20 protein-coding genes are annotated in these 25,933 nt (G+C 60.7%); 8 read left to right on the forward strand and 12 right to left on the reverse strand.

Translation table 11 applies throughout. The annotated features are described in order from the left end of the window. Positions 1 to 10: 10 nt before the first annotated feature. Entirely contained in the window at positions 11 to 2,533 is a 2,523-nt protein-coding gene (locus AC1DV6_RS09265) for a PAS domain-containing sensor histidine kinase (RefSeq protein ID WP_477977164.1), read from the reverse strand. Positions 2,534 to 3,095: 562 nt separating this feature from the next. Between AC1DV6_RS09265 and aceE the strand changes: the two genes are divergently transcribed. From aceE to AC1DV6_RS09305, 8 genes are all read left to right on the forward strand, one after another. Further along, the gene (aceE, locus tag AC1DV6_RS09270; protein ID WP_477977165.1) at positions 3,096 to 5,795 is read left to right on the forward strand and encodes a pyruvate dehydrogenase (acetyl-transferring), homodimeric type; all 2,700 of its coding nucleotides are present in this window, start codon (positions 3,096 to 3,098) and stop codon (positions 5,793 to 5,795) included. Positions 5,796 to 5,813: 18 nt separating this feature from the next. Next, positions 5,814 to 7,469 carry a dihydrolipoyllysine-residue acetyltransferase gene (aceF, locus tag AC1DV6_RS09275; protein WP_477977166.1) on the forward strand — a complete coding sequence of 552 codons (1,656 nt, stop codon included), beginning with the start codon at positions 5,814 to 5,816 and terminating at the stop codon, positions 7,467 to 7,469. Positions 7,470 to 7,478: 9 nt separating this feature from the next. Next, positions 7,479 to 8,066, forward strand: a complete 588-nt coding sequence (locus AC1DV6_RS09280; protein ID WP_477977167.1) for an MFS transporter — start codon at positions 7,479 to 7,481, stop codon at positions 8,064 to 8,066. Between the two features lie 66 nt (positions 8,067 to 8,132). Further along, complete coding sequence (lpdA, locus tag AC1DV6_RS09285) at positions 8,133 to 9,971, forward strand: dihydrolipoyl dehydrogenase (RefSeq protein WP_477977168.1); 1,839 nt, start codon at positions 8,133 to 8,135, stop codon at positions 9,969 to 9,971. 149 nt (positions 9,972 to 10,120) lie between these two features. Then, positions 10,121 to 10,540, forward strand: a complete 420-nt coding sequence (locus tag AC1DV6_RS09290; RefSeq protein WP_477977169.1) for a CBS domain-containing protein — start codon at positions 10,121 to 10,123, stop codon at positions 10,538 to 10,540. Positions 10,541 to 10,546: 6 nt separating this feature from the next. After that, positions 10,547 to 12,685, forward strand: coding sequence for an acyl-CoA dehydrogenase (locus tag AC1DV6_RS09295; protein ID WP_477977170.1), 2,139 nt, complete (start codon positions 10,547 to 10,549; stop codon positions 12,683 to 12,685). 49 nt (positions 12,686 to 12,734) lie between these two features. Continuing rightward, a complete protein-coding gene (gene rsmH, locus AC1DV6_RS09300) occupies positions 12,735 to 13,793 on the forward strand; it encodes a 16S rRNA (cytosine(1402)-N(4))-methyltransferase RsmH (protein ID WP_477977171.1) in 1,059 nt (352 codons plus the stop codon). 30 nt (positions 13,794 to 13,823) lie between these two features. Further along, complete coding sequence (locus AC1DV6_RS09305) at positions 13,824 to 15,086, forward strand: FAD-dependent oxidoreductase (RefSeq protein WP_477977172.1); 1,263 nt, start codon at positions 13,824 to 13,826, stop codon at positions 15,084 to 15,086. Here the strand turns inward: AC1DV6_RS09305 and AC1DV6_RS09310 are convergent. From AC1DV6_RS09310 to AC1DV6_RS09360, 11 genes are all read right to left on the reverse strand, one after another. Then, positions 15,072 to 17,924 carry a peptidoglycan-binding protein gene (locus tag AC1DV6_RS09310; protein ID WP_477977173.1) on the reverse strand — a complete coding sequence of 951 codons (2,853 nt, stop codon included), beginning with the start codon at positions 17,922 to 17,924 and terminating at the stop codon, positions 15,072 to 15,074. The genes AC1DV6_RS09305 and AC1DV6_RS09310 overlap by 15 nt on opposite strands. A 91-nt stretch (positions 17,925 to 18,015) precedes the next feature. Continuing rightward, positions 18,016 to 18,792: an SAM-dependent methyltransferase gene (locus AC1DV6_RS09315; protein WP_477977174.1), complete on the reverse strand. Its 777-nt coding sequence runs from the start codon at positions 18,790 to 18,792 to the stop codon at positions 18,016 to 18,018. Then, positions 18,789 to 19,511, reverse strand: coding sequence for a YceI family protein (locus tag AC1DV6_RS09320; protein ID WP_477977175.1), 723 nt, complete (start codon positions 19,509 to 19,511; stop codon positions 18,789 to 18,791). The genes AC1DV6_RS09315 and AC1DV6_RS09320 overlap by 4 nt, the downstream gene beginning before the upstream one ends. Before the next feature lie 15 nt (positions 19,512 to 19,526). Further along, on the reverse strand, positions 19,527 to 19,910 hold the full coding sequence (locus AC1DV6_RS09325; protein ID WP_477977176.1) for a hypothetical protein: 384 nt from the start codon (positions 19,908 to 19,910) through the stop codon (positions 19,527 to 19,529). A 91-nt stretch (positions 19,911 to 20,001) separates the two neighbouring features. Next, positions 20,002 to 20,631, reverse strand: coding sequence for a TetR family transcriptional regulator C-terminal domain-containing protein (locus AC1DV6_RS09330; protein WP_477977177.1), 630 nt, complete (start codon positions 20,629 to 20,631; stop codon positions 20,002 to 20,004). 19 nt (positions 20,632 to 20,650) lie between these two features. After that, positions 20,651 to 21,655 (reverse strand): ABC transporter substrate-binding protein, encoded by a 1,005-nt coding sequence (locus AC1DV6_RS09335; protein ID WP_477977178.1) that lies wholly within the window; start codon positions 21,653 to 21,655, stop codon positions 20,651 to 20,653. A 51-nt stretch (positions 21,656 to 21,706) separates the two neighbouring features. Further along, positions 21,707 to 22,585 carry an ABC transporter permease gene (locus AC1DV6_RS09340; RefSeq protein WP_477977179.1) on the reverse strand — a complete coding sequence of 293 codons (879 nt, stop codon included), beginning with the start codon at positions 22,583 to 22,585 and terminating at the stop codon, positions 21,707 to 21,709. Beyond that, entirely contained in the window at positions 22,582 to 23,475 is an 894-nt protein-coding gene (locus AC1DV6_RS09345) for an ABC transporter permease (RefSeq protein WP_477977180.1), read from the reverse strand. The genes AC1DV6_RS09340 and AC1DV6_RS09345 overlap by 4 nt, the downstream gene beginning before the upstream one ends. After that, a complete protein-coding gene (locus AC1DV6_RS09350) occupies positions 23,462 to 24,277 on the reverse strand; it encodes an ABC transporter ATP-binding protein (RefSeq protein WP_477977181.1) in 816 nt (271 codons plus the stop codon). Before AC1DV6_RS09350 ends, AC1DV6_RS09345 begins: the two co-directional genes overlap by 14 nt. Positions 24,278 to 24,417: 140 nt before the next feature. Continuing rightward, positions 24,418 to 24,891: a nuclear transport factor 2 family protein gene (locus tag AC1DV6_RS09355; RefSeq protein WP_477977182.1), complete on the reverse strand. Its 474-nt coding sequence runs from the start codon at positions 24,889 to 24,891 to the stop codon at positions 24,418 to 24,420. 19 nt (positions 24,892 to 24,910) lie between these two features. Beyond that, positions 24,911 to 25,897 (reverse strand): hypothetical protein, encoded by a 987-nt coding sequence (locus tag AC1DV6_RS09360; protein WP_477977183.1) that lies wholly within the window; start codon positions 25,895 to 25,897, stop codon positions 24,911 to 24,913. Positions 25,898 to 25,933 lie beyond the last annotated feature (36 nt).

Here is a 25,933-nt window from a genome sequence, read left to right on the forward strand (position 1 = left end):
TTCCAAAATCTCAGGGGGCTGTGCGCAGCAAACGCTGGGCATCGGAGCTGGCTTCTTCCAGGGGGATCCAGAAGGAAAACCGGCATCCAGCAACTTCCGCGCCATTGTAGAGGTTCTCCGCCGTGATACGTCCCAGGTGGGACTCCACGATGGAGCGGCATAGCGAGAGTCCAATGCCCATGCCGTCGGCCTTGGTCGAATAGAACGCTTCGTAGAGCCGGGCGGACACTTCCGGTGCCAGACCCTTGCCGGTGTCCTGCACCGAAAACTCGATCACCGCCTTGCCGTCAATATGCCGGGGCACCACGCGCAACTCGACAATGCGCTCCGAGGTCTGGCGCAGCGCCATGTCAATCGCCTCAGCCGCGTTGCGCAGCAGGTTGACCAGCACCTGCTCAATCAGAATAGGGTCTACCAACAGCGGCGGCAGGCGTGCCGCCACATAGTGGTTCAGGCGTACGTTGAAGCGGCGCAATTCGATTTCGGCCAGTTCCACGGCCTCGGCCACCATCAGGCCTACTTCAGACTGAGTACGGTTGGGCTCACTGCGCTTCACGAACGATCGGATGCGCTGGATGATCTGGCCCGCGCGCTGCGCCTGCTTGGCGGTCTTTTCCAGTGCACCCAGCAGGTCTTCCTCGGAAATCTGCTTTTCCTTGATGCGCGACACCATGCCGTTGCAGTAGTTGTTGATCGCCGTCAGCGGCTGGTTCAGCTCGTGCGCCACGCTGGAGGCCATCTCGCCCATCGTGATCAGGCGGCTCGACGTTTGTGCCCGCTCGGCCTGGCTGGCGGCCTGCTCTTCGGCCAAACGGCGTGTCGTGATGTCGGTGGCAATCACCATTTGCGCCAGGCGACCGTCCACCCAACTGAGGTAACGGGTGCGCACTTCCAGCCATTTGCCTAAAGCGGGAATGAAAATCTCGGCGTTCTCGGCTTCGGTGTCGGCCAGTGAGTCGGTCGGCAATCCGGCAAAGGAATCCACGTTGTCGTTGGACTCATCATTGGTGGGACTGGTAGGCACGCCAGCTTGTGCGACCAGTTGCAGGTGCCCGTCGGAGTGCGTGCCAAACCACTGGCGGTAGGCCTTGTTGGCAAACAGCAGTTCGTCACTGCCCAGCGGTGCCACCGAGATCGACGCGTCCAGCGCCTCCAGCACGGTGGTAAAGCGTTCGTGCGATTGCGACAACTGCTCGCGCACCCGGTTGGGTTCGGTGATGTCGGTCATCGACGTCATCCAGCCGGTCTGTTTGCCGACCGAGTCGATCAACGGCGACACATACAGCCGCGCATCAAACAGGCTGCTGTCGCGCCGCTTGACGCGCACCTGGATACCACCGGGCGTGGTCTTACCAGTGAGCTCGTCTTCCAGGCGCGAGGCTAGGTGCTCGCGGTCGTTGTCGGGCCAGTAGGGGAAGGGCGCCGTGCGGCCGACCAGATCGGATTCTGTCCAACCGGTCATCTGGCAAAAAGCGGCATTCACATAGGTGATACGACCCTGCAAATCCATTGCACGCATGCCGGTCAGCATGGAGTTTTCCATCGCACGGCGGAAATTGGTTTCCGACATCAAGGCCTGCTGGGCCTGCAGGCGCCGGCGTGTGTGTCGCCAGTTGGCAATCAGCATCCATGCCGTCATCACGGACAGCGCGCTCACCAGCCAGAACAGTCCACTGCCGATTACGCCCAGCGACGCGCGGTAGGCCTGTGCCCGTATCACTAGCGCGCTGCCCACCGGCGATACTGGCATTGCGTATTCGTTGGCCTGCGGCGCCCAAGGCAGAGCGCCGACAGAACGCTTGGTCGGAATCACCGTGCCAGCCAGCAGCTTGCCATTGGCATCCAAGAGCGAAATCGCATACCGCGCCGATACCTCGGAAGGTACGCCGTAGCGGTACAGACCATCGACCGATATTTCTGCCAGCAATACGCCGGAGAAAAGTTCCCGATTGCTCAACGGGACGTACATCTGCAGGAAGGGCACCCGCTCGCTGGACCAAGTGCGCTGGATATAGACCGGCTGGTGTGATTCTTGTGCCTGCTGGAAGCCGATGTCTGCATCGCTGCGCCGTAGCGGGTCGACGGGCTGCTGCACTTCGGTAGCCAGACGGATGGTCGTACCAAAGCTGGCCTTGATGTTGCGGCGCTCATCGACCCAAGCGACGCCTTGCAACTCCGGATACTGGTTCAGCATCGCGCTGGCCCGGGTCTTGAAACTGTTGATGTCCAGTTCGCGGTTTCCGATTTCGCGGGCCATGCGCATCAGCTGTTCTTCGCGTTCCAGCAGGCGCAGCCGTAAGCGCTGTTGGGTGTATTCCACGTCGCGCTGTACGGCTTCGCGTTCACGGTCGATTTCCTCGACCCGCAGGTAGCCCAGCGCCGCGACGATCGCGACAAAGAACAGGAACACGGCCGCCAACGGTGCCAGCATCGCAACCCGGTCTTGCCGGTGCGGCGCAAGCCTGTGCCACCAGCGCTCCACCGGTGGTAAATCCATCGGGCTGGGGAGGGAGATTTTGCTGGACAAGGGCATGGGGTGATTCTCCCTTGTTTCTTCTTGCTTCTTTTCTTTTCCCCACTCCCCCCAACCCCCYCCCCCCAGCGGGGCGAGGGGGAGTCTTAACAGCCGATTTGGTTTCTTCGCGCTGGCTACGGCCTTACCGGCGATAGGTTGCGATACGTGTGGGGACGCCCCGGTTGGTGAACCTACGGCTCTAGAGACCTCGAATGCGTTTGCGCGGAACTGGCGGGCGCGGCGCGCGGCCCGCTGTGCGAGAGGCGCTTCGTAGGTGCTCTTTACGACCGTAGGTTCACCAATGTGGGCAACAAGCCCGTACCGCAGCGCCACTCTAGTAATTCCGTATTCGGCGCGAAGCAACCAAATCGGCTGTTAAGGCTCCCCTCGCCCGACGGGGGCGAGGGGCTGGGGGAGTGGGGAGTCAAAAAGAAAGAACATTGAAAGAACGAGCATGTTGCTATAAATTCACAATATGAAATCAATAAGCACAAGTTGAAATTTCAAAATAAATATGGAACAATAGGGTCACCGTACTAAATTACGGTCAAAGTACCCAAAAAAGCACAGGAGACAGACGATGTCAGCAGTTCCCCAACAACCGTCGGGCGGCCTCGATATGGACAGCCAGGAAACCCGCGAATGGATGGACGCGCTGTCCGCCGTCATCGAAGCGGAGGGCCCTGAGCGCGCCCACTTCCTGCTGGAACAACTGCTGGAACATGCCCGCCAGAAAAGCATAGATATGCCTTTCTCGGCCACTACGGGCTACGTCAACACCATCGAGCCCTCTGAAGAAGAGCGCTCGCCTGGCAACCTCGAAATTGAAGAACGCTTGCGCGCGTATATGCGCTGGAACGCGATGGCGATGGTGGTGAAGGCGAATCGCCACCACCCCGTCGACGGCGGTGATCTGGGTGGCCACATCGGCTCGTTCGCATCGCTGGCCAGCCTGTTTGGCGCTGGCTTCAACCACTTCTGGCACGCCGAGAATGAAAACCATGGCGGCGACTGCCTGTACATCCAGGGCCACGTGTCGCCCGGTGTTTACGCCCGCGCTTACCTCGAAGGCCGCCTGACCGAAGAGCAGTTGCTGAACTTCCGCCAGGAAGTGGACGGCAAGGGCCTGTCGAGCTACCCGCACCCCAAGCTGATGCCCGAGTTCTGGCAGTTCCCCACCGTGTCGATGGGCTTGGGCCCATTGATGGCGATTTACCAGGCACGCTTCCTGAAATACCTGCACGCCCGCGGCATTGCCAACACAGAGAACCGCAAGGTCTGGGTGTTCTGCGGCGATGGCGAGATGGACGAAGTCGAATCGCTGGGCGCGATTGGTCTGGCTGCGCGCGAGCGTCTCGACAACCTGGTGTTCGTCGTCAACTGCAATCTGCAGCGCCTGGACGGCCCGGTGCGCGGCAACGGCAAGATCATTCAGGAACTGGAAGGCGAGTTCCGCGGCTCCGGCTGGAACGTGATCAAACTGCTGTGGGGTTCCGGTTGGGACCCACTGTTGGCGCGCGACAAGGAAGGCGCGCTAAAAAAAGTCATGATGGATACGCTGGACGGCGACTATCAGGCGATGAAGGCCAACGACGGTGCCTACGTGCGCAAGCATTTCTTCGGCAAGGACCCGCGCACGGCGGCGATGGTTGAGAAGATGAGCGACGAAGAAGTGTTCGACCTGCGCCGCGGCGGCCACGACTCCAAGAAGGTCTATGCGGCGTTCCACAAGGCCGTGAACCACAAAGACCAACCGACCGTGCTGCTGATCAAGACCGTCAAGGGCTTTGGTATGGGCAAGGCCGGTGAAGGCAAGAACACGGTGCACCAGACCAAGAAGCTAACCGACGAAGACATCAAGGCCTTCCGCGACCGTTTCAACATCCCGATTCCCGACAGCGAACTGGCCAAGGTACCGTTCTACAAACCAGCCGATGACACGCCGGAAATGAAGTACCTGCACGAGCGCCGTAAGGCCTTGGGTGGCTACCTGCCGCACCGCCGCGTCAAGAGCGATGAGAGCTTTACCGTGCCGTCGCTGGAGACGTTCAAGGCTGTGATCGAACCGACCGCCGAAGGCCGCGAGATTTCGACCACGCAAGCCTATGTGCGCTTCTTGACGCAGCTGTTGCGCGATCAGGCGCTGGGTCCGCGTGTGGTGCCAATTTTGGTGGACGAGGCGCGTACCTTCGGCATGGAAGGCCTGTTCCGCCAGGTCGGTATCTACAACCCCGATGGCCAGCAGTACACCCCGGTCGACAAAGACCAGGTCATGTACTACAAGGAAGACAAGGCCGGGCAGATCCTGCAGGAAGGCATCAACGAAGCCGGCGGCATGAGCAGCTGGATCGCAGCAGCGACCAGCTATAGCACCAGCAACCGAATCATGATTCCGTTCTACGTGTACTACTCGATGTTTGGCTTCCAGCGCATTGGCGATCTGGCCTGGGCAGCGGGCGATATGCAGGCACGCGGCTTCCTTCTGGGCGGCACGTCGGGCCGCACCACGCTCAACGGCGAAGGCCTGCAGCACGAAGACGGCCACAGCCACATCATGGCCGGCACGATTCCGAACTGCATCAGCTATGACCCGACCTTTGCGCACGAAGTCGGCGTGATCCTGCACCACGGGCTGAAGCGCATGGTCGAAAAGCAGGACAACGTGTATTTCTACCTGACGCTGCTGAACGAAAACTATCCGATGCCTGGCCTGAAACCCGGCACCGAAGAGCAGATCATCAAGGGTATGTACATGTGCAAGGAAGGCGCCAAGATGACGCCGCGCGTGCAACTGCTGGGATCAGGAACGATCTTGCGTGAGTCGATCGCTGCACAGGAATTGCTGGAAAAGGAATGGGGCGTGGGCGCCGATGTCTGGAGCTGCCCAAGCTTCAACGAACTGACCCGCGATGGCCAGGACGCCGAGCGCTGGAACCTGCTGCATCCGCTGGAAACACCGCGCGTGTCTTTCGTCGCGCAGCAGCTCGAAAAGTTCAAGGGCCCCGTCGTCGCATCGACCGACTACATGAAGGCCTACGCCGAGCAGATTCGTCCGTTCATTCCCAAGGGCCGTACCTACAAGGTGCTGGGCACCGACGGCTTTGGCCGCTCCGACTTCCGCAGCAAGCTGCGTGAACACTTCGAGGTGAACCGCCATTACATCGTCGTTGCTGCGCTGAAGGCGCTGAGCGAGGACGGCACGGTTCCGGTGGCCAAGGTGGCAGAGGCCATCAAGAAGTACGGCATCAATGCCGACAAGATCAATCCGTTGTACGCATAAAAATATCCGGAGACAAACATGGCATTGCTAGAAGTACAAGTCCCGGATATTGGTGATCTGGATGAAGTGGCGGTCATTGAGCTGCTGGTCAAGGTGGGTGATACGGTCAAGGCCGAGCAGAGCCTGATCACCGTCGAGAGCGACAAAGCCTCGATGGAAATTCCGTCCAGCACCGCTGGCGTGGTCAAGGAAATCAAGGTCAAGCTGGGCGAGAAGGTCAAGCAGGGTTCTGTGGTCGTGATGCTGGAGGCTGCAGGCGCAGCAGCGGCGCCAGCCGCCCCAGTTTCAGAGGCTAAATCGGCTCCAACGCCCGTAGTACAGGCGCAAGCAGCTCCTGTTTCTGTAGCGGCGCCTGCGGTCAAAGTTGGCCCGGTTGAAGTGCGCGTGCCCGATATTGGCGACTTCAAGGATGTGGCCGTCATCGAACTGCTGGTCAAGGTCGGCGACACGGTGAAGGTTGAGCAAAGCCTGATCACGGTCGAGAGCGACAAGGCCTCGATGGAAATTCCGTCCAGCACCGCTGGCGTGGTCAAGGAGATCAAAGTCAAGATTGGTGACACCGTCAACATCGGTGACCTGGTGGTGATTCTGGAAGGCTCGGCTGCTGCCGCGGCGCCTGCAGCTTCGGTGCCAAATAGTGCTCCAGCGCCCGCACCCAGTGCGCAAGCAGCTCCTGTTTCTGTAGCAACAGCTACGCCGGCCGCTGTTCCCGCGCATGTTCCCGGCGGCTCAACGTTGGGCTTGCCACACGCATCACCTTCCGTGCGCAAGTTCGCGCGCGAACTGGGCGTGCCGCTGAATGAAGTCAAAGGCAGCGGCATGAAGGGCCGCATCACCGAAGCCGACGTGCAGTCGTTTACCCGCTCCGTAATGAGCGGCGCGGTGCAAACTCTGGCTGGTGCTGCGCAGAACAAGGGCAGCGCGGGTGGCGACGGCGCAGCACTTGGTTTGATCCCCTGGCCCAAGGTCGACTTCGCGAAGTTTGGTCCGATCGAGCGCAAGGAGATGTCGCGTATCAAGAAGATCAGTGGCGCCAACCTGCTGCGCAACGCGATCATGATTCCGGCGGTCACCAACCACGACGATGCCGACATCACCGACCTCGAAGCCTTCCGCGTGCTGACCAACAAGGAAAACGAGAAGGCCGGCATCAAAGTCACGATGCTGGCCTTCCTGATCAAGGCCTGCGTGGCGGCGCTGAAGAAGTACCCCGAGTTCAACAGCTCGCTGGATGGTGATGCGCTGGTCTACAAGAACTACTGGCACATCGGCTTTGCGGCCGACACGCCCAATGGCCTGATGGTTCCGGTGATCAAGGACGCCGACAAGAAAGGCATCTTCCAGATTTCAGCCGAAATGTCCGAGTTGGCTAAGAAAGCGCGCGACGGCAAGCTGAGCCCGGCAGAAATGTCCGGCGCGACCTTCACGATCTCGTCATTGGGCGGTATTGGCGGGACCTATTTCACGCCCATCATCAATGCGCCCGAAGTGGCGATCCTGGGTGTGTGCCGCTCGACCACACAACCGGTGTGGGACGGTAAGGCGTTTGAACCACGGTTGATGTTGCCGCTGTCTTTGACGTGGGACCACCGCGTGATTGATGGCGCTTCGGCTGCACGCTTCAATGTGTACCTGGCGCAGATCCTCGGCGACTTCCGCCGCGTTTTGCTCTAAGAAGTCGGCATGACAACCATTGTCGTGGTCCAGAAAGACCAGCAGGTTGCGATTGCCGCTGACACGCTGGTGACCTTTGGCGACACGCGCCTGGGTCACCGGTTTGAAGCGAACAGCAAGATCTTCAAGGTCGACGCGGCGGGTGGCTTGAGCTACGTGGCTCTGGCGGGCTCCACCGCGCACTTCCCGGTTCTGCGCAAGGCCATGGCCGCGCTGCCGCGCAAGGAGCTGTTGCTGGGCAGCAAGGATGAGGTGTTCGACACCTTCACCCGGTTGCACCCGTTGCTCAAGGAAAACTTTTTCCTGCAAACCAAGGAAGACGACAACGACCCCTACGAGTCCAGCCAGTTCAGCGTGGTGATCGCCAACGCAACTGGCATCTACGGCCTCTACAGCTACCGCGAAGTGTTCGAGTTCAAGGAGTTCTGGGCCATTGGTTCCGGGCGCAGCTTTGCGCTCGGCGCAATGCACGCAGCCTGGAGCACGGCCAAGAGCGCGCGCGAAGTCGCGATGGCCGGGATGCAAGCGGGTTGCGAATTTGACAAGAGCTCGGCCGGCCCGGTCGAGGTCTTCACAATCAAACTAAAGAAAAAGTAACAAGCTTGTGGGTCAGACCACTTTGCACAGCAAATGTGCTCTGACCCCAACTGATTAGAGGTATTTATGGCACTCATCGAAATCAAGGTCCCGGACATTGGCGACTTCGCAGAAGTCACCGTCATCGAGTTGATGGTCAAACCCGGCGACACCATCAAGCCCGAGCAGAGCCTGATCACTGTCGAGAGCGACAAGGCGTCGATGGAAATTCCGGCGAGCCAGGGCGGTGTGGTCAAGGAGCTGAAGGTCGCGATCGGTGACAAGGTCAAGGAAGGTTCTGTCGTTCTGCTGTTGGAAGGTGCCGCTGGAGATTCAGTGCCAAATGTGCCCCCAGTGCCCGCAGAACGTGCGCAAGCAGCTCCTAAATCAGTAGCAACTGCAGCAACACAACCCGCACCAGCGGCAGCCAGTTTCGGCGGCAGTGCCGATCTGGATTGCGATGTGCTCGTCTTGGGCGGTGGCCCTGGCGGTTACTCCGCAGCGTTCCGCGCAGCCGATCTGGGCCTGAAGGTCATCCTGGTCGAGCGCTACGCCACGCTGGGCGGCGTCTGCCTGAACGTAGGCTGCATCCCGTCCAAGGCGCTTCTGCACGTAGCAGCGGTGATGGACGAGGTGAGCCACATGTCTGCGCTGGGCGTGGACTACGGCGCGATGACGCTGGACATCGACAAGCTGCGCGCGCACAAGGAAAAGGTGATCTCCAAATTCACTGGCGGCCTCTCTGGCATGGCCAAGATGCGCAAGGTGACCGTGGTGCGTGGCTACGGCAGCTTTGTCGGCGCCAACCATCTGGAAGTGGAAGAAACCAGCGGCACCGCACAAGAGAAGACCGGCACCAAGAAGGTCGTTGCCTTCAAGAAGGCCATCATCGCGGCTGGCAGTCAGGCTGTGAGCCTGCCCTTCATGCCCGACGATCCACGCGTGGTCGACAGCACCGGTGCGCTGGAGCTGAAAGAGGTTCCCAAGCGCATGCTGATTCTGGGCGGCGGCATCATCGGCTTGGAGATGGGCACTGTCTACAGCACGCTGGGTGCGCGCCTCGACGTGGTCGAGATGATGGATGGCCTGATGCAAGGCGCGGACCGCGATCTGGTCAAGATCTGGCAGAAGATGAATGCGCCGCGTTTTGACAACATCATGCTCAAGACCAAAACGGTAGGTGCGAAGGCGACGCCCGCGGGCATCGAGGTAACGTTTGCGCCGGCTGAAGAGGGTGGTACCGCCCCCGCGCCGCAAACCTACGATCTGGTGCTGCAAGCAGTGGGCCGCACGCCCAATGGCAAGAAGTTAGGGGCAGAGAAAGCCGGCGTGGCAGTGACCGACCGCGGCTTTATCAATGTCGACATCCAGATGCGCACCAACGTGCCCAACATCTTCGCCATCGGCGACATCGTCGGCCAGCCGATGCTGGCGCATAAGGCCGTCCACGAAGGCCATGTGGCCGCAGAAGTGATTGCCGGTGAGTTGCAAGGCAACAAGGAGCTGGCAGCCGCAGCGTTCAACGCCCGCGTAATCCCCAGCGTGGCCTATACAGACCCTGAAGTGGCCTGGGTGGGCCTCACCGAAGACCAGGCCAAGGCGCAAGGCATCAAGGTCAAGAAGGGCCTGTTCCCCTGGAGCGCCTCCGCCCGCGCACTGGCCAATGGTCGCGACGAAGGTGTCACCAAACTTTTGTTCGACGACAGCGATGAAGCCCACGGCCACGGCAAGATCCTGGGCGGCGGCATGGTCGGTACGCACGCCGGCGACATGATCGGCGAGATCGCGTTGGCGATCGAGATGGGTGCAGACGCAGTGGACATCGGCAAGACCATCCACCCGCATCCAACGTTGGGTGAGACGATTGGTTTGGCGGCTGAGGTCGCGCATGGGTCATGTACGGATATGCCGCCAGCACGGAAGTAGTTCGACTCTCTTCCCGTTTTTTAAAAGCCCAAACCCTCACAGGTTTGGGCTTTTTCATTGCGCCGCTGTGCGCCATCGCACGGTTCTCAGCCTGCATGTAGAAGAAGATGGTCTTTCTGATTGCGAACACAACCACAAGGACCAAAACCATGCAGAAACTCAAAGACCTGATGAGCTCCGACGTCAAAGTTATAGACCCCGACATGACTATTCGTGACGCCGCAATACAGATGCGGGAAGGCGACTTTGGAATGCTGCCCGTTGGCGAAAACGACCGCATGATTGGCGCGATTACAGACCGTGACATCGCTATCCGCGCGGTAGCCGAAGGCAAGGACGGCAGCACCAAAGTGCGCGACGTCATGTCCGAGGGCATTGCCTGGGTCTTCGAAGACCAATCGGTCGAAGAAGCCGCCAAGATCATGAGCGAGCGCCAAGTGCGGCGTTTGCCCGTCGTGGACCGCAACAAACGTCTCGTTGGCATTGTTGCGTTGGGTGACTTTGCCGTTGAAAGCTCAGAAATCCGACCGGCCGCCGAAGCGCTGTCTGAAATTTCCAAACCTTCGTAAGCCCTCATGGGGATTGCCTCCATCATCGGCCGGTTGGCCATGGCGCCTTTTGCCAAAGTGTTGCCCGCCATGGGCGATACCGAACGCGCGGCGCTGGAAGCTGGCACCGTCGGCTTTGAGGGGCAGTTGTTCGCTGGCAAGCCTGACTTTGACGCGCTGATCGCCACCGGCCCCAACAGGCTCACCGCAGAAGAGCAGAGCTTTCTTGACAACGAGGTGCACACACTGTGCGGCATGCTCGATGACTTTGCGATCGATACCGCGCGCGACTTGCCGCCGGAGGTGTGGCTGTACCTGCGGGAGAAGCGCTTCTTCGGCATGATCATCCCCAAGGAATGGGGTGGCTTGGGCTTTGGGCACTTTGCCCATGCCGCCGTGGTGACGCGCTTGGCTACGGTCAATGTGTCGGCCGCGGTGACGGCCATGGTGCCTAACTCTCTGGGGCCAGCCGAGTTGCTTCTGCACTACGGCACCGATGCGCAGAAGAAGCACTACCTGCCGCGCCTGGCCGATGGCCGCGACCTGCCTTGCTTTGGACTCACGTCGCCCTATGCAGGTTCTGACGCGGCCTCCATCCCCGACCGCGGCATCCTGACCACGCGCGAGATTGACGGCAAACCGGTGCGCGGCTTCAGCGTTACCTTTTCCAAGCGTTACATCACGTTGGCACCAGTGGCGACTGTTGTCGGTCTGGCCTTTAATGCCAGAGACGAGAGCCGCCCGGAAGGCGAACGCGACTTGGGCATTACCTGCGCGCTGATCCCTGTGCCCACACCGGGCATGCAGATTGGCCGCCGCCACCGCCCCATGGACAGCGCGTTCATGAACGGCCCTATTTTTGGTGAGGACGTGTTCGTGCCCATGGACTGGATCATTGGTGGGGAGAAGCAGATAGGGAAGGGCTGGCGCATGCTGATGGAGAGCCTGGCCGCAGGGCGCGCTATTTCGCTGCCTGCGCTGGGGGCTGCGACCCAGCAAAGCTCCGTCTTTATCGCCAACGGCTACGGCAAAGTGCGCGATCAGTTTGGCATGCCGATCGGCAAGTTCGATGCGATTGCCGGGATCATTGCCGGCATGGCGGTGGAGCTGTACGCAACGGATGCGGCCCGCCGCTTCACCGCCGCCGCACTGGACAACGGCGGTCAGCCCGCCGTGGCCAGCGCCATCTTGAAGGTGCACCTGACCGAGGCCGGCCGCACCTCCATCAACCACGCCATGGATATCCTCGGCGGCAAGGGCATCATCAACGGGCCGTCCAACCTGTTGTCGGTCGCGTACCGTCACATGCCTGTCGCAATTACGGTCGAGGGCGCCAACATCCTCACGCGATCGCTGATCATCTTTGGCCAAGGCGCAGTGCGCTGCCACCCGTTTGTTATGGCAGAGATGCAGGCTGTCGAGCAAAAAGACGTCGAGGCACTCGGCCGTGCGCTGATAGGCCACGGTGGCCATGTGGCGCGCAACTTCTGGCGCAGCCTGTTTGGCGCGCCCGTTGTGGGCACACCGCCGCACGGGCTGGCCAACGAAGCCCGCATGCTGGCCCGCCTGAGCGCGAAATACGCGTTGACCTGCGACCTGGCGATGGGCCTGCTGGGCGGCAAGCTCAAGCGCATGGAACTGTTGTCGTCTCGCCTTGGCGATTGCCTGGCGCACCTCTACATGGCCAGCGCCAGCATCTGGCGCTATTCGATGGAGGGCGACACGCAGATGCTGCCTCTCGCCCAAGCCGCCATGCGTGCGCAACTGGACGCTGCCGAAGAAGTGCTGAAAGACCTGTACGCCAACCTGCCCACCCCTGGGCGACGATTCATTGGCTGGTTGATCCTGAGCCGCACCTCCCATCTGGCGCCGCTACGTGATGTGGAGAAACTGGCCCTGGCCAAACTGCTGCGCGAGAACGCGCAGGTGGTGCAACGCTTGTGCCCTGACATGAGTCTGCCCAAGGGCGGCGGAATGGTTGATTTGATGAAAGCGCTGGAGCTGGCTGCCCAGTTGGGTGACGAGGCTACCGGCCAGCTCAACAAACTGGTTAGGCGCACTGGCTCATTCGAACATGCGGCCGCGGGCACGCCCAATCCGGCGCTGGCGCTGGCCTATCTGCAAGCGGCAGACAAAGTCATTCAGGTCGACGACTTCGCGCCTTGAGTGGGTCGTTGCCAATAGGCCTTTTTTAGCTGGGGCCGCATAATGGCCGATGACCGACGCTTCTCCTCCCCACAAGCGCCGCGTGCGTTATGTTGGTACCCATCCCCGGCAGTTTGAAGAAAAATACAAAGAGCTGGACCCTGTACGCCATGCGCAGGAGGTGGAAAAGGTCATGCAACGCGGGCAAACGCCTGCGGGCATGCACCGCTCCATTTGTGTCGATGAAATCCTTGCCATCCTGAAACCTTTGCCGGGCGAAACTGGCGCAGATCTGACGCTGGGCTTTGGTGGCCACACGCTGGCCATGCTGCCGCTGGTGCAGCCGGGCGGGCGCATGTTTGGCATGGATGTCGATCCGATTGAGCTGCCCCGCACCACGGCGCGGCTGCGGGCATTGGGTTTTGGCGAAGAAGCGCTCAGCGTGCACCGCGCCAACTTCAGCGAACTTGCCACCTTGCTGCCTCAGGCGGGCGGTGGCTTTGACTTCGTGCTGGCCGACCTGGGTGTGTCGTCCATGCAGATTGACAACCCGGCGCGGGGCTTCAGTTTCCGGGCCGATGGCCCTCTGGATTTGCGCCTGGACCCGACCAGTGGACAGTCCGCCAGCGAGCTGCTGTTGTGCGTCACCCGGCATCGGCTGCGGGACTTGCTGACGGACAACTCCGATGAGCCGTTTGCCATTCCCTTGGCCGCGGCCTTGCAAGGCCAGTACCTGGAAACCACGGTGCAGTTGGCCGACCTGGTGCGCTCCACGATGGAGCTGGCATACAAGCGCAGCATGCCGGTAGAAGAGCGCCTGGTGGAGACCAAAAAGGTGTTGCAGCGCACGTTTCAGGCGCTGCGCATTGAGGTGAACGATGAGTTTGGTGTGCTGGACACCATGCTGCTGAACTTACCCGCCTGCCTGAAGCCCGGTGGGCGCGTCGCAATCTTGAGCTTCCATTCCGGGGAAGACAGGCGCGTGAAAAAATGCTTTCAGGCAGGTGAGCGCAACGGCACCTTCAGCAGCGTGGCCGCTGATCCAATTCGCGCGTCGTATGACGAGCAGCGCAGCAACCCGCGCTCATCGTCCGCCAAGTTGCGTTGGGCGGTGCGGGCGATGCACTGACCACACCTTGCCCACTGTTAGCATCGCCCGATGGCGCAACAACGCATCGCAATCATTGGTAGTGGCATGGCTGGTTTGGCGGCGTCGTGGTTTCTGGGCGCAGAGCACGAGGTCACTTTGTTTGAACGCCAGGCCAGTCTGGGCATAGGTGCGCACAGCGTCCAGGCGCCGGGCGGAGTGGTTGATGTGCCGTTGCGCGTCATCTATCCGGGCTACTACCCCGAGTTGTTTGCACTGCTGTCGCAGACCGGAGTTGACGTTGAACCGCTGGACGCGTCCTTGGGCTTCAGCGACCTGGATGGCGACAGCTACTTTCGCTATCGCAACTACCAGGCACTGGGAAAGACGGTGCCGTGGGTTGTGCCCGCTAGCCTGCTGCACGATGCGCCGCGCCAGATCCTGTGGGACTTGGGGCGCTTTCTCCTGAAAACGCCGCTGGCGCTGGCGGCTGGCAAATTGGGCGGGCTTACGCTGGGCGAATATCTGCACGCGGAACACTATTCCAGCGCCTTCGCGGACCGCTTTCTGATTCCCATCTTTGCGGGCATCAACACGGTGAGCTGTCAGGCCGTGCGCGATTACCCGGCCGCTGTGATTGCGCAGTATTTCAACCGTGCCTTCATGCTGTCCAGCGTCTACCGTGCGGTGGGCGGGGCGACGGCCATTGCGCAGGCGCTCTCACAGCGCGTTGCGCACCTGCGCTTGGGCGCACGCATTGAAGGCGTGCAGCGCGAGGGCAGTTCCGTTGTCATCACGATGCAGGACGGAAGTACGGAGACCTTCGACGCTGTAGTGTTTGCCACGCAGGCGAACCAGATTCTCGATTTGCTTGGCGATGCAACCCGCGCCGAGCGTGCCGTGCTGCAGGCGGTGCGCTATGACGCCGTGCGGGTGGTAATGCACAACGACACACGTCTGATGCCCAAGGACCGCAGCGACTGGGGACCGGTCAACTATGTGCTGTCGCCAGAGTTCGATCGGCCGATGATCAGCATCTGGGTCAACCGCCTGCTGCCCTCATACCAACACGCGCAACCGCTGTTTCAAACCATCAACCCCATGCTGCAGCCCGCGCCGGAACTGGTCTTGCAGGACTGCAGTTTGCAGCGCCCGATGGTTGACCTGGCAACCCAGGGTAATCTGGAAAAGCTGCAAACCTTGCATGCGCAGCCGAAGCGGCGCGTGTTTTTCTGCGGGTCCTACGCGGCGCCGGGTATTCCTTTGCTCGAAAGCGCCGTGGCTTCGGCGCAGTCAGTGGCCAAGGCTTGGGCCGCGCGTTCAAAAGCCGCGTAAGTCGTCCACCGCCGCCGCCAGTTTGCCGCCGCGAATGCGCATCATCGTTGTGCGCAGCACCTCAATGCTGTTGTCGAAGCAGCCGTGGTTGGCATCGATTTCGACTTTTGGTTCTGCGGTCTTCACCTTGTCATCCGATACAGCGGTGTAGCGGTCTGGCGAGTTCAAACCCGCATCGGCTGCAGCGCGGCGCCATGCCTTCAGCGTCTCGCCCGTGCTGGAGGCACCGTCCCAGCCGTTGTAGGTCAGGTTGGTGATGTTGTCCAAGCCCAAGAGCGGCGTGCGCAAGTCCATCTCCAGCGCGTTGGACACCATGTACAGCAAGGACTTGCGGTAAATCGCCGCCACATTGTCATTGCGCTCCACCCGGTCTGACAGCACATGCAGGTACAAATTGCGCATCACTTCAGGCAGTGGTGCATAGTGTTCGTTGGCAAACTGCACCGTGCAGGCGGGTGCAAACAGGTGGGTCGATTTAACCAGGCCGTCCAGCTTGCGGGCCTTCATTGCGGACAGCATATGGCCCAGCAGAATGGAGCCAGCCGAATGCCCAACGATGTGGACTTCCAGCGCATCGCCCCAAGTGTCGCGTAGCTTTTGCAGCGCGGTGATTAGCAGATCGCCGCCGCGCCCGTTGCCAAATGCCAGCTCTGCGTTCTCTTTCATTTCACTCCAGACCGGGCGCACCAGGGGCCGGCCAATGACTTTTTCCACCAGCAGGTCGGTTTTCTCGCTAATAGCCTCACCGATGCCGCCTGCCATTGCCGGTTGTTTGCGGAATGCCTCGCTCAGCATATTGGCAATGGACTCCTGCAAGCCTGTCTTCCACACCAGAAACAGTGGGTAGCAATCGTTCGCCATGAAATGGCGGCCCATCGCCCGCGCGCGCGTGATGCCGGCGTCCTCGCTGTTGAGGCCGCCGTGCGCGTAGATCACCAGCCGTTTGGGCTGGTTGCCGCCTTGCGTACGGAACCACTGGTCCGGCAGGCCTGCGCCCTGGTGCAGCAGTGTGCGGCTCAGCTCGTCCTCCGTCAGATAGCGCTTGGCACGTCCATCGTTGCCCAGCACCACGCTGTGCTGGTAGGCCTGGTCTTCGCTCCACCAGGCAGTGGTATCTGCGCCCGCGGCCCTGCCGCCCGCACCCGTCGAGCGCACGCTGACACGGCCCACGACCACACCGGGAACGCCCATTGCCACGACCCAAGCATCCATCGCATTGGCCAGCCAGTCGGCATAGGTCAACACCGCAAATCCGCCCGCACCGAAGTTGGTGCCCCAGGAGTTCTGAATCACAAAGCCTTGGGCGTTAAAGCCCACCAGCGCAAACGCATGGCCGTCCACTTCCGAAGGGCGGCCGTCAAATGCGATGACCGGAAGATCAGAGTGGCCTTTAGGTGGTTTTGGAGTCTTGGGAACGTGGTCCCAGCCCTTGTGCGTGAAGGCGGAAACGTAGATGGCGCCAACGGCCTGGATTGCCGCCTGCATGTCGGTGATGGATTTCAGATCGATGCGGTAATACACGCCCAGTGTGTTGCTGCGTGCGCGGTCGGCATAACCGAATTTGGGTTGCAGGACCTTGGTGTCGCTGAAGGGCCAATCCGTCTCCATGCACACACCGTGGTTGAACCAACCCTTCAATGCGCCGCGGCAGCTCGAGCCCTCGTAGTTTTCACCGGCCAGTTCGTCGTAGCGCCGCGCGAAGTTGTAGAACATGCGGGGGCTGACCGAATGCAGTTTTTCAGGATAGCCCGCCTTGGCCCAGCGCAAGTAGTTGACCACGCCGGCCAAGCCAAAGCCGGTGCAGGCGCCTTCCTGCCCCTGGTTCAGGATCAGCCTGGCGCGGGTGTAGCGCGGCAGGAACTTGGCCATCTCGGCGTCGGTAGGAAACATCTCCTGCAAACCAACCGGGGGCGGCAAGTAGGCGCGGTCATTCAAATCGGTCGGATCCTTGCGCACCGTCAACGAACGCTTCTTGGTCGTGGTGGTTTTCTTCTTGCTGGCCGCGGCCGCCTTGCCCACAGGGGCGGGCGCAGCGGGCCATATGGTCGCTGCAAGTTTGAACACATCGCGAAAGCGTTCCAGCCCGTGTGTGCCGCCATTGACGCGCTGGCGCGCCCGTGCCAGCCGGCCCGCAGCCAGATCGTCGCGCATCGCATCGGCCTGGTTGGCAAGAAACTGCACCAGCAGGCAGGCTGCCACTTCGGGCGCATTCGCCAGTTCTGGATGGGCAATCAGATCAATGCCAACGGCTGGACCATAGATCTCATAGTTGGCGCGGCCTGTTAGCTGCACAAATCCTCGGCCTTTGAAGCGCGCCCCGTCACCGGGCTGGCTGTTGCCCAGTTTCTTTTTCGGGTCGTCGTACAGCGCGAAGGGCGCGCCGCCGGGTGCGGTATTGAACTGTGACTGGAATTCAGAGATCGGCAGAAAGCCTTCGCTCTCTGCGCGGATGGTTGCCAGCGCAGCGCAGACCATGGGTTGGTCCGTCAGGCGCATCGCATCCAGCGCAGCGGAAACGTAGGGCAGATAGCGCGAGATATTGGCCGGCTTGGTCGCAGGAAACAGGCGCTGCACCCACTCCAGCTTCAGCTCCATGGCCAGCGGGCCGGGCTTTCGCAGCCCCAATACCTGTTGGCAATACGGCCCTACCACGCCGTCGGCAATCAGACCAACACCTGATTGCCATCGCCGCACCGCAGCTTCGGCGTCTGCATCCAGAACATCGCCCTGGTCCAGCGCACCGTACAACGCGGCCTCAGGGCCTAGTTGCGCGGCCAGCGCTTGCCGCAGCTTGCGTACATCGTTACCGGTATCGCCCCGTACCCATAAGACTTTCATGGCCATGTCCTCCCTTTACAGTGATTCGATTTGCGCTGCATTGTGTGGCAGCTATCGACTTAGCGCAAATCGAAACAGACTCTGGAGCGCCTTATGTCGGGCGTTTTGCTGTTATCAACACGTAGTGCACCCGCGGCCCACGAAGCAACCAGCCAATGATCGCCGCCGTTGCAAGAACCTTGAGCCCGCCCACGCTGAGAGTCGCCAGGGTGCGTTGGCGTAGCAGGCGCGTTGCAAAGCGCGTGAAGCCGGACAGCACTTCTTCATCCAGTCGCTGCAATGTGACTGCAGTGAAACCCAGATTCGTCAACGCCTGCGCATACGCTGTTTGCGTCAGCAGGTTCTCTGGCGGTATGCCGCATAGCTTGGCCAAACGCGCGTGCTCTGAAGAATGGGTGTCGTCCGCAACGACGATATCGGTCAGTGCGAGCATCCCGCCGGGCATGAGTGTCTGAAAGGCATGGGTGAAGAAGGCAGAGCGGAGCGCAAAGTGGTACGCGCAGTCCAGCGCCAGTACACGGTCATAGCTTTCATCCAAGGGGCCCCAGTTACCGTTGCCGAGGTGAAGCGATACGTCTGTGAACTCTGCGAGCTTGCCCAGTGCCACGCTGACGGCGGATGCATCCGTTTCCACGCCGGTGATGCGACCCACACCAAAATGCTGTTTCCAGATCAGCAACTGGTCCCCACAGCCAAAACCGACATCCAGCACGCTGCATCCTGGCTGCAACTGTGCGGCCCCCGCCAGCGTGATGGCAAGCGCTCGACAGGCTGCGGGATAGTTTTGCGCATCGGTCCAGAACCCCAGATTCCCCCATGTGCTGCCGGGGAAACCGTGGTTCAGCAGTGTGCGGTCAATCGCCGTCATTGCGCCTTGGCGACCAATTCGAATTTAATTTTGATGGTGTCCTGAACCTGCAAGGCGCCAAGCGCGACGCTCAGGGGTGTGATGCCGAAGTCGGTCTGCTTGATTTGAAATTCGCCTTTCGCACGCATGCCGAAATCTATGGATTGCAGCGTAACGGGCAGCGTGACATTCCGGGTCTGGTCTTTGATATGGATGGCCGCCACTACGGTTGGCGCATTCGCATCGCCTTGAACAGTGACGGACCGGATACGAACGAAGGGAAAGTGCGCAGCATCCAATAGTGATTCGCGCAGCATATTGACCTTGGTAGCTTCTTTGGCTTCTTGACTTACATTGGCCGCGAACTCGTCGCCCTCTGTAGCACGTTCGGCACTATCGTCAACGATCAGATCGTTGATGGGAACCGTGATATCAAAGCCCGAACTCTCCGGCGTCGCCTCGCGCCAAATGCGGCCTTGCATGCTGTGCGAGCTGATCACATGGTTGTGCCCCAGTCGTGCCATTGGACCGGCACGATAGACCAGGATATGCAGTGTCGAGGCGGCGGCGTCAATCGCATAAGTCTGGGCAGCCCGTGTCAGCTGCACAGGTGCAAGCTGACTTACCTCGGGGGTGCCTGGGCTGGGCGGAGCCGACGTACATGCGCCCAATGCAACCAGGCTACTGAGCACCAGCCATCGGTATACAGCGTTGGATCCTTGAAGCGTGTCAGCGGCCATCGCCGCATTGTGCCTTCAGAGGTTGTCGGGCAGGGGATGCACCACGCGCAGTTCGGATTCGTCCCGGAAATGGATGGTCCAGAACGTGGGCGTGTGCGGCACATTGGGCAAGACGTAGCTGACGTTGTGCGTGGCGATATGCACCACGCTGGCGCCTTCGGCGGGCGCACCTGCGTGGTAATGCCGAAAGGTTGCCACCAGCGTTGGCAACTGCGCCAATACCTCGACCAAAGGTTCGGTGATGCGGATGCCATCGGTGTGCAAGCCAATCACCTGGATCGACGTTTTGCCGATCTGTGATTCGGGCGGCTCCTCTACGAACAGCACCGCCTCGGTATTGATATGGACCTCGTCATGGGTGGCGGGGTCGGTCGCCTTGTGGAAATGGGCAATGGGCATGAGATTCCTCCTTCCGGTCATGAAGCGACCCGATGGCACATGCTCCGTGATTGCGGCCAGCACTGCTGTGCGCTGGCGAACAGAAGGTGGGCTACAGCAAGCCGCAACCCCGCAAAATCAGGCTCACCACATGCTCTGTTGCACGGGCTTGGTCCTTGGCGGTCAGTTGCGCACGGCCCAGCACGGCCTTGATCTGTTCGTCAAAGTCGGCATAGGTTTGCGTAGACGCCCAGATCGTGAAAAAAAGGTGCACCGGGTCTACTGGCGCCATACGGCCAGCGTCTATCCAGGTTTGCACGACAGCGGCCTTTTCGCGCAGCAGTTTGCGCAGGTCCGTCTCCAGCAGGCCTTTGATGACCGGTGCGCCGTGCAGCAGCTCGTTGGCAAACACCTTGGAGCCATCGGGCCGCTCGGCCGATAGCGCCATCTTGTCGCGGATGTACTGCTCCAGCGCCGCACGCGGGTCGGCATCATCGGTAATGCCATGCGTGGGCGCCAGCCAGTCGTTCAGGATGCGGGCCAGTACCTCGCGGTATAGCACCTCTTTGCTGCCAAAGTAGTAATGCAGATTGGCCTTGGGCAGGCCGCTGGCCTCAGCGATGGCTGCCATCGTCGCGCCGCCAAAGCCTGCGCGGGCAAACACGCGTTCGGCCGCGGACAGGATCAGCGCCTCATTCGTTTGCCGAATGAGGCCCTTGGATGCGTCCACTGCCCTGTCCATGTTTGCCGTGGGTTGCAGATTACTTCTGCGCCGCGTTCCAGATCGCGTGCGAGTACGCGGCTTTGCCCGGATCCTTCTTGATCACCGGATCGCTACCACCGGATAGCAAGACCTTCACCGTGCGTTCATACGCAGCGGGTTCCAGATAGCCGATCTTGGCTGTGCCCGCATTGGTGATCAGCTTGGCGACGTTTTCCATCTGGCGCTTTTGCACCTTCAGGTTGGAGCTGCCGGATGTGTCCGCAGCTACGACGGCCTTGGCTGCGCCTTCGGGGTCTTTGACGGCTTCATTCCAGCCCTTCAATGTAGCCTTCAGGAACTTGCCCATGCGCGCCACAAAGGCCGGGTCTTTCAGATTGGCTTCCAACACATACAGACCGTCTTCCAGTGAGGCCACGCCTTCTTTTTCATAGAAGAAAGTGACCAGGTCTTTTTCCTTGACGCCAGCGTCCACGACTTGCCAGTACTCGTTGTAAATCATCGTGCTGATACAGGCGGCCTGGTTTTGCAACAGTGGGTCGACGTTGAAACCCTGCTTCAGGATCTTGATGTCGGAGTCGGTCTTCAAGCCCAGCTTGGCCATCCAGTTCAGGAACGGATACTCATTGCCGCCGTACCAGACGCCCAATGTCTTGCCCTTGAAGTCCTTGGGTGTGGTCACGCCGCTGGCCTTCTTGCAGGTCAGCATCAGGCCCGACTGGTTGAACACCTGGGCCACGTTGACCAGCGGAACACCGGCTTCACGCGCGGCCAGCGCCGATGGCATCCAGTCAACCACGATGTCGGCCTGTTTGCCGGCAATCACCTGCGTGGGCGCGATGTCCGGGCCACCGGGTTTGATGGTGACGTCCAGCCCTGCGTCCTTGTAATAGCCATTGGCGGCGGCGACGTAGTAGCCGGCGAACTGGGCTTGTGGCACCCACTTCAGTTGCACAGTGACTTTTTCTGCGGCCATAGCGCTAAAGCTGGCGGCGGCCATCGCCACAGCCAGCAGGCGCAGCGTGAACTTGGAAGAACGAATCATGGAAAGCTCCTTCAGAGGGTTAATGACAAGGGACGAAAGAAAATGCGCGAATCATCCTTCACGCACGGACGGATGCCAGAACGCCGCACGGCGTTCCAGCGCAACAAGCAAGGCGTAGGCCAGCGAACCGGTCACTGCCGCCACCACAATCGCACCCCACACCAGCGGCATGTTCATGCGCGCCGCCTCGGTGCTGATGCGAAAACCCAGGCCCGATGTGGGTGAGCCAAAAAACTCCGCCACGATAGCGCCAATCAGCGCCAATGTCGCATTGACCTTCAGCGCGCCAAAGATATAGGGCAGGGCGGCGGGTAGGCGCAAGGCCAGGAGTGTGCGCGAGTAGCTGGCTGCGTAGCTGTGCATTAACTCCAGCTCCAGCTTGCCCGCAGCCTTGAGCCCGGCCAGCGTGGACACCAGCATCGGGAAGAAGGTCATGAGCACCACCACCGCCGCCTTGGACGGCCACTCAAAGCCAAACCACATCACCGCAATCGGCGCAACGCCCACCAGCGGGATCGCGCTGGTCAGCGACGCTACTGGCAGCAAACCGCGCTGCAGGAATGGCAACCGGTCAATGGCAACCGCGACTACAAAACCGAGGGCGCAACCCAGCGCCCAACCGATCAACACCGCCTTGCCTACCGTCTGCACAAAGTCGCCCCACAGCTTGGGCGCGTGGTTGGCCATCGACCCGAGTACCAGACTGGGCGCGGGCAACAACACGCGCGGCACATCCAGCGCGCGCACCAGAATTTCCCAGAAAAGGATGACCCAAGCGCCAAACAGAGCGGCCGTTGCCATCCCCACCCAGCGCCTGCCATTGACAGCTGCCATGCGGTAGACGCTGTACGCGGCAACAACGGTCAGCAACAGCATCGCGGGCCAGAACCAAGGCGCTACGCTGGTTGCGACTTCTGCTGTTTCGTTCATAGGCCTCCTCTGCTGCGCAACACCAGCCGCTCCACCAGAGCCACCGCGCTGGTCAACGCAAGACCTAGCAATGCGGACATCACCAGCGCAGACCAGATTTGCGTGGTCTGCCCGTAGTAAGAACCGGTTAGCAGCTTCGCGCCCAGGCCTGCTTGCGCGCCGGTCGGCAACTCGGCCACCATCGCGCCCACCAAGCCCGCGGCCACGCCCACGCGCAATGCCGGGAACAGGAACGGCAGGGCCGCAGGCAGGCGCAGCAGCCACAGCGACTGCCATGGGGAAGCCGCATAGGTATGCATCATCTCGGTTTCAATTTTCTGCGGCGAGCGCAAACCGGCCACCATCGCGACCGTCACCGGAAAGAAGCACAAATACATCGCAATGAAAGCTTTGGGTGCTGTGCCTGAAAAGCCCAGGCTGCCCAACACTACCAGCACGATAGGCGCAATCGCCAACACCGGTACGGTCTGCGAGGCAACGATCCATGGCAACAGCGCCTTGTCCAAGGTGCGGCTGTGCACGATCAACACCGACAAAAAAAAGCCCAGCGCAGTGCCCATCACAAAGCCTGTCAATGTGGACTGCCCAGTCACCGCCACATGGAACAGCAGGTTGCGCGGCGAGTCCAGTGGCCACTCGGTCAGGCTCTCATAAAAGTCCATTGCAACCTGGTGTGGCGCGGGCATCAGCGGCCGCTCCATGTTCATCGTGGCGCTGAACAATTCTTGCCATGTATAGCCCACTTCTGCATCAAGCACGCGCTCAATCGCGCCAGGTGCGTTGAGTACCCAAGCGGCGATGTACCAGGCCAGAAGTACGGCCGACAGCACCACCGCGACTGGGAGCCAGTCTTGGACGGCACGCTGCGAGAGCGTTTTAGTGGTGGCCATCAGCTAAGGCCTCGCGCACTTCGTGGGCGAGGGCGACAAACTCGGAAGAATCACGCAGACCCAAGTGGCGCGCATCGGGCAGGGTCGAATCAATCACCTTGACGATGCGCCCGGGGCGCGGCGACATCACGACAATCTTGGTTGACAGATAGACCGCCTCGGCGATCGAGTGCGTCACAAACACCACCGTACGCCGCTCGCGCTGCCACAGTTGTTGCAACTGTTCGTTGAGCCGGTCGCGCGTGATCTCGTCCAGCGCGCCAAACGGCTCGTCCATCATCAAAATTTTGGGCTCAAACGACAGCGCCCGGGCGATCGATACGCGTTGCTGCATGCCGCCCGACAGCTGCCACGGGTATTTGCCCTCAAAGCCTTTCAGGCCCACGCGCTCCAGGTGCTCCATCGCAATGCGCTTGGCATCGGCTTTGCCCGTGCCCTGAATCTGCAACGGCAGCGTCACATTCGCCAAAACGGTGCGCCAGGGGAACAGCGCCGGCGCCTGAAACACATAGCCATAGGCCCGCGCCAGCCGCGCATCGTGTGGGCTCACGCCGTTGACCAGTACCTCGCCCGCGCTGATCTTTTCCAGATCGGCAATTACGCGCATCAGCGTGGTCTTGCCGCAGCCCGAAGGGCCGATCAGCGAGACGAACTCGCCCTCGGCAATGTCCAGATCAATATCGGAAAGCGCATGGACTGGCGTGTCGGCGGTCTGGTAGATGACGCTGGCATTGCGCACCGCGACGGCTGTACGCGCCGGTGTGGCATCGGAGGAGGGGCCTGAATCAGCAGATGGGGTCATGGGCTCGCGGGTTGGACGGTGCTGGTGCAACTGTGTGCACCAAAGTTAACCAATCGGTCAACTTATCGCCCGATACTAGCGAATTCCATGCCACCGCGGCGATGGGGTTTGTACTGAAGCCACGCACCCTGTTGGACGCCCTAGTCTGGTATTTTCGAAATCTGCACGCTGACGATTTTCCAGACACCGCCACGGCGCACATAGATGTCTATGTAGCGATAGTGGCTCTTGAAGGGCTTGCCGTCGTAGCTCCCGGTCATGCGCGTGCGTCCGCTCAGTAGCGCGACGTCGCCATACAGGCGCACATCAAAATCTTCTACTGTGTAAGGCGCAATCACCAGCTTGGGCGACAGCAAATCCTCCACGAACGAGGCTTTGGTTTCCACGTTGCCGGCACCATCAATCTGACGAAAGTCTTCGGCCATGTTGCCCACAATCGCCGCCCGATCCTTGCGGACGATGGCTTTGTCCCATTGGTCGGCCTGCGCCGTCAGCGTGGCGATGGTGGCGGCATCCGTCTTCTTTCCTTGCGCCGGTGTGCCAGCGGATACCTGAAAGGCGGCGACCAGCAAAATGCCTTGAAACAAGGCGCGGAGAAAGGTTTGCGTTTTCATGGGAATCTCCAATGGGCCGTCAGGCCTGCACCACACCAGTGTAGATAAACACGCCATACCCCGCCACCAGCACAACGCCCAATGTCCGCGGCAGGCGGCCCAGCGCGGCGATGGACAAGAAGTGCAGTACCGCTGCAGCGGCGATGACGTAGACGCCGATCTGGAAGAACGATGGTATGCGGATCGGGTCGAATAGAGCGAACAGGCCTATACACATCGGGATGCAGATATGCCCGTCGCCCACTTGCGAGCTGACGACAATATCTTGTCGACCGACAAAGCCGTAGTACAGCGCGATGAACGCATTGGGTACCACCATCAGTGCGCCGCTGATCCAGCCCAGGTCTTTTGCGCCGATGTAGGGGCTCTTCACGGTGCCAATCCAGTCCACCAAGAAGTTCACGCTGAAGTACACACCATAGGCGGCGATGCCGATCAGGACCAGGTCAATGACGATGGTCCATTCAAAGCTGCGGCTCTTGCGCACGTTGGTCTTGAGAACTTCAAACACATGCAAGACTTGCCAGAACAGAAACAGGCCGACCAGCACCAGACCGTCGTAAAAGTCCAGCACACCGTCTTTGGCCAGCGCCCACAGTGTGCCGGTGAACAGGAAGAGGGCGACCAGCGTGAACAGCAGTTCCAGTTTGTGGATGCGTTGCTCTTGCGCCATCGCTTTGGTTGCCTTGCCCTTGACGGCCTTGGCGCCAAAGAAGATCGTCGCCAGGCCGAGGATCAACGTCAGGTTGGTCACGTTGTTGACCAGACAGTTTTCTATCACCGTCGTGCCCTTGCCGCCTTCGCGGCTCATCACATAGGCGAACACCAGATTCGCAAAGCCGGAGCAGTACGGCATGATCAATGTGCCCAGCACGGTGCCCTCGAAACCCTTGCCCTCAATGGCCTGCAGCCGCCAGATCATCACGGCGGAGGCCGCCATGAAAATGCCCACTTGGGCCAGAGGGTGCGAGAGGTAGGTGAGGACTTGGGGCGGAACGCTGTACACGGGGCAATGGACGAAAGAGGTGGTGCGAGGATAAGC

The organism is Rhodoferax sp. P2_H8_2 (assembly GCF_056403235.1).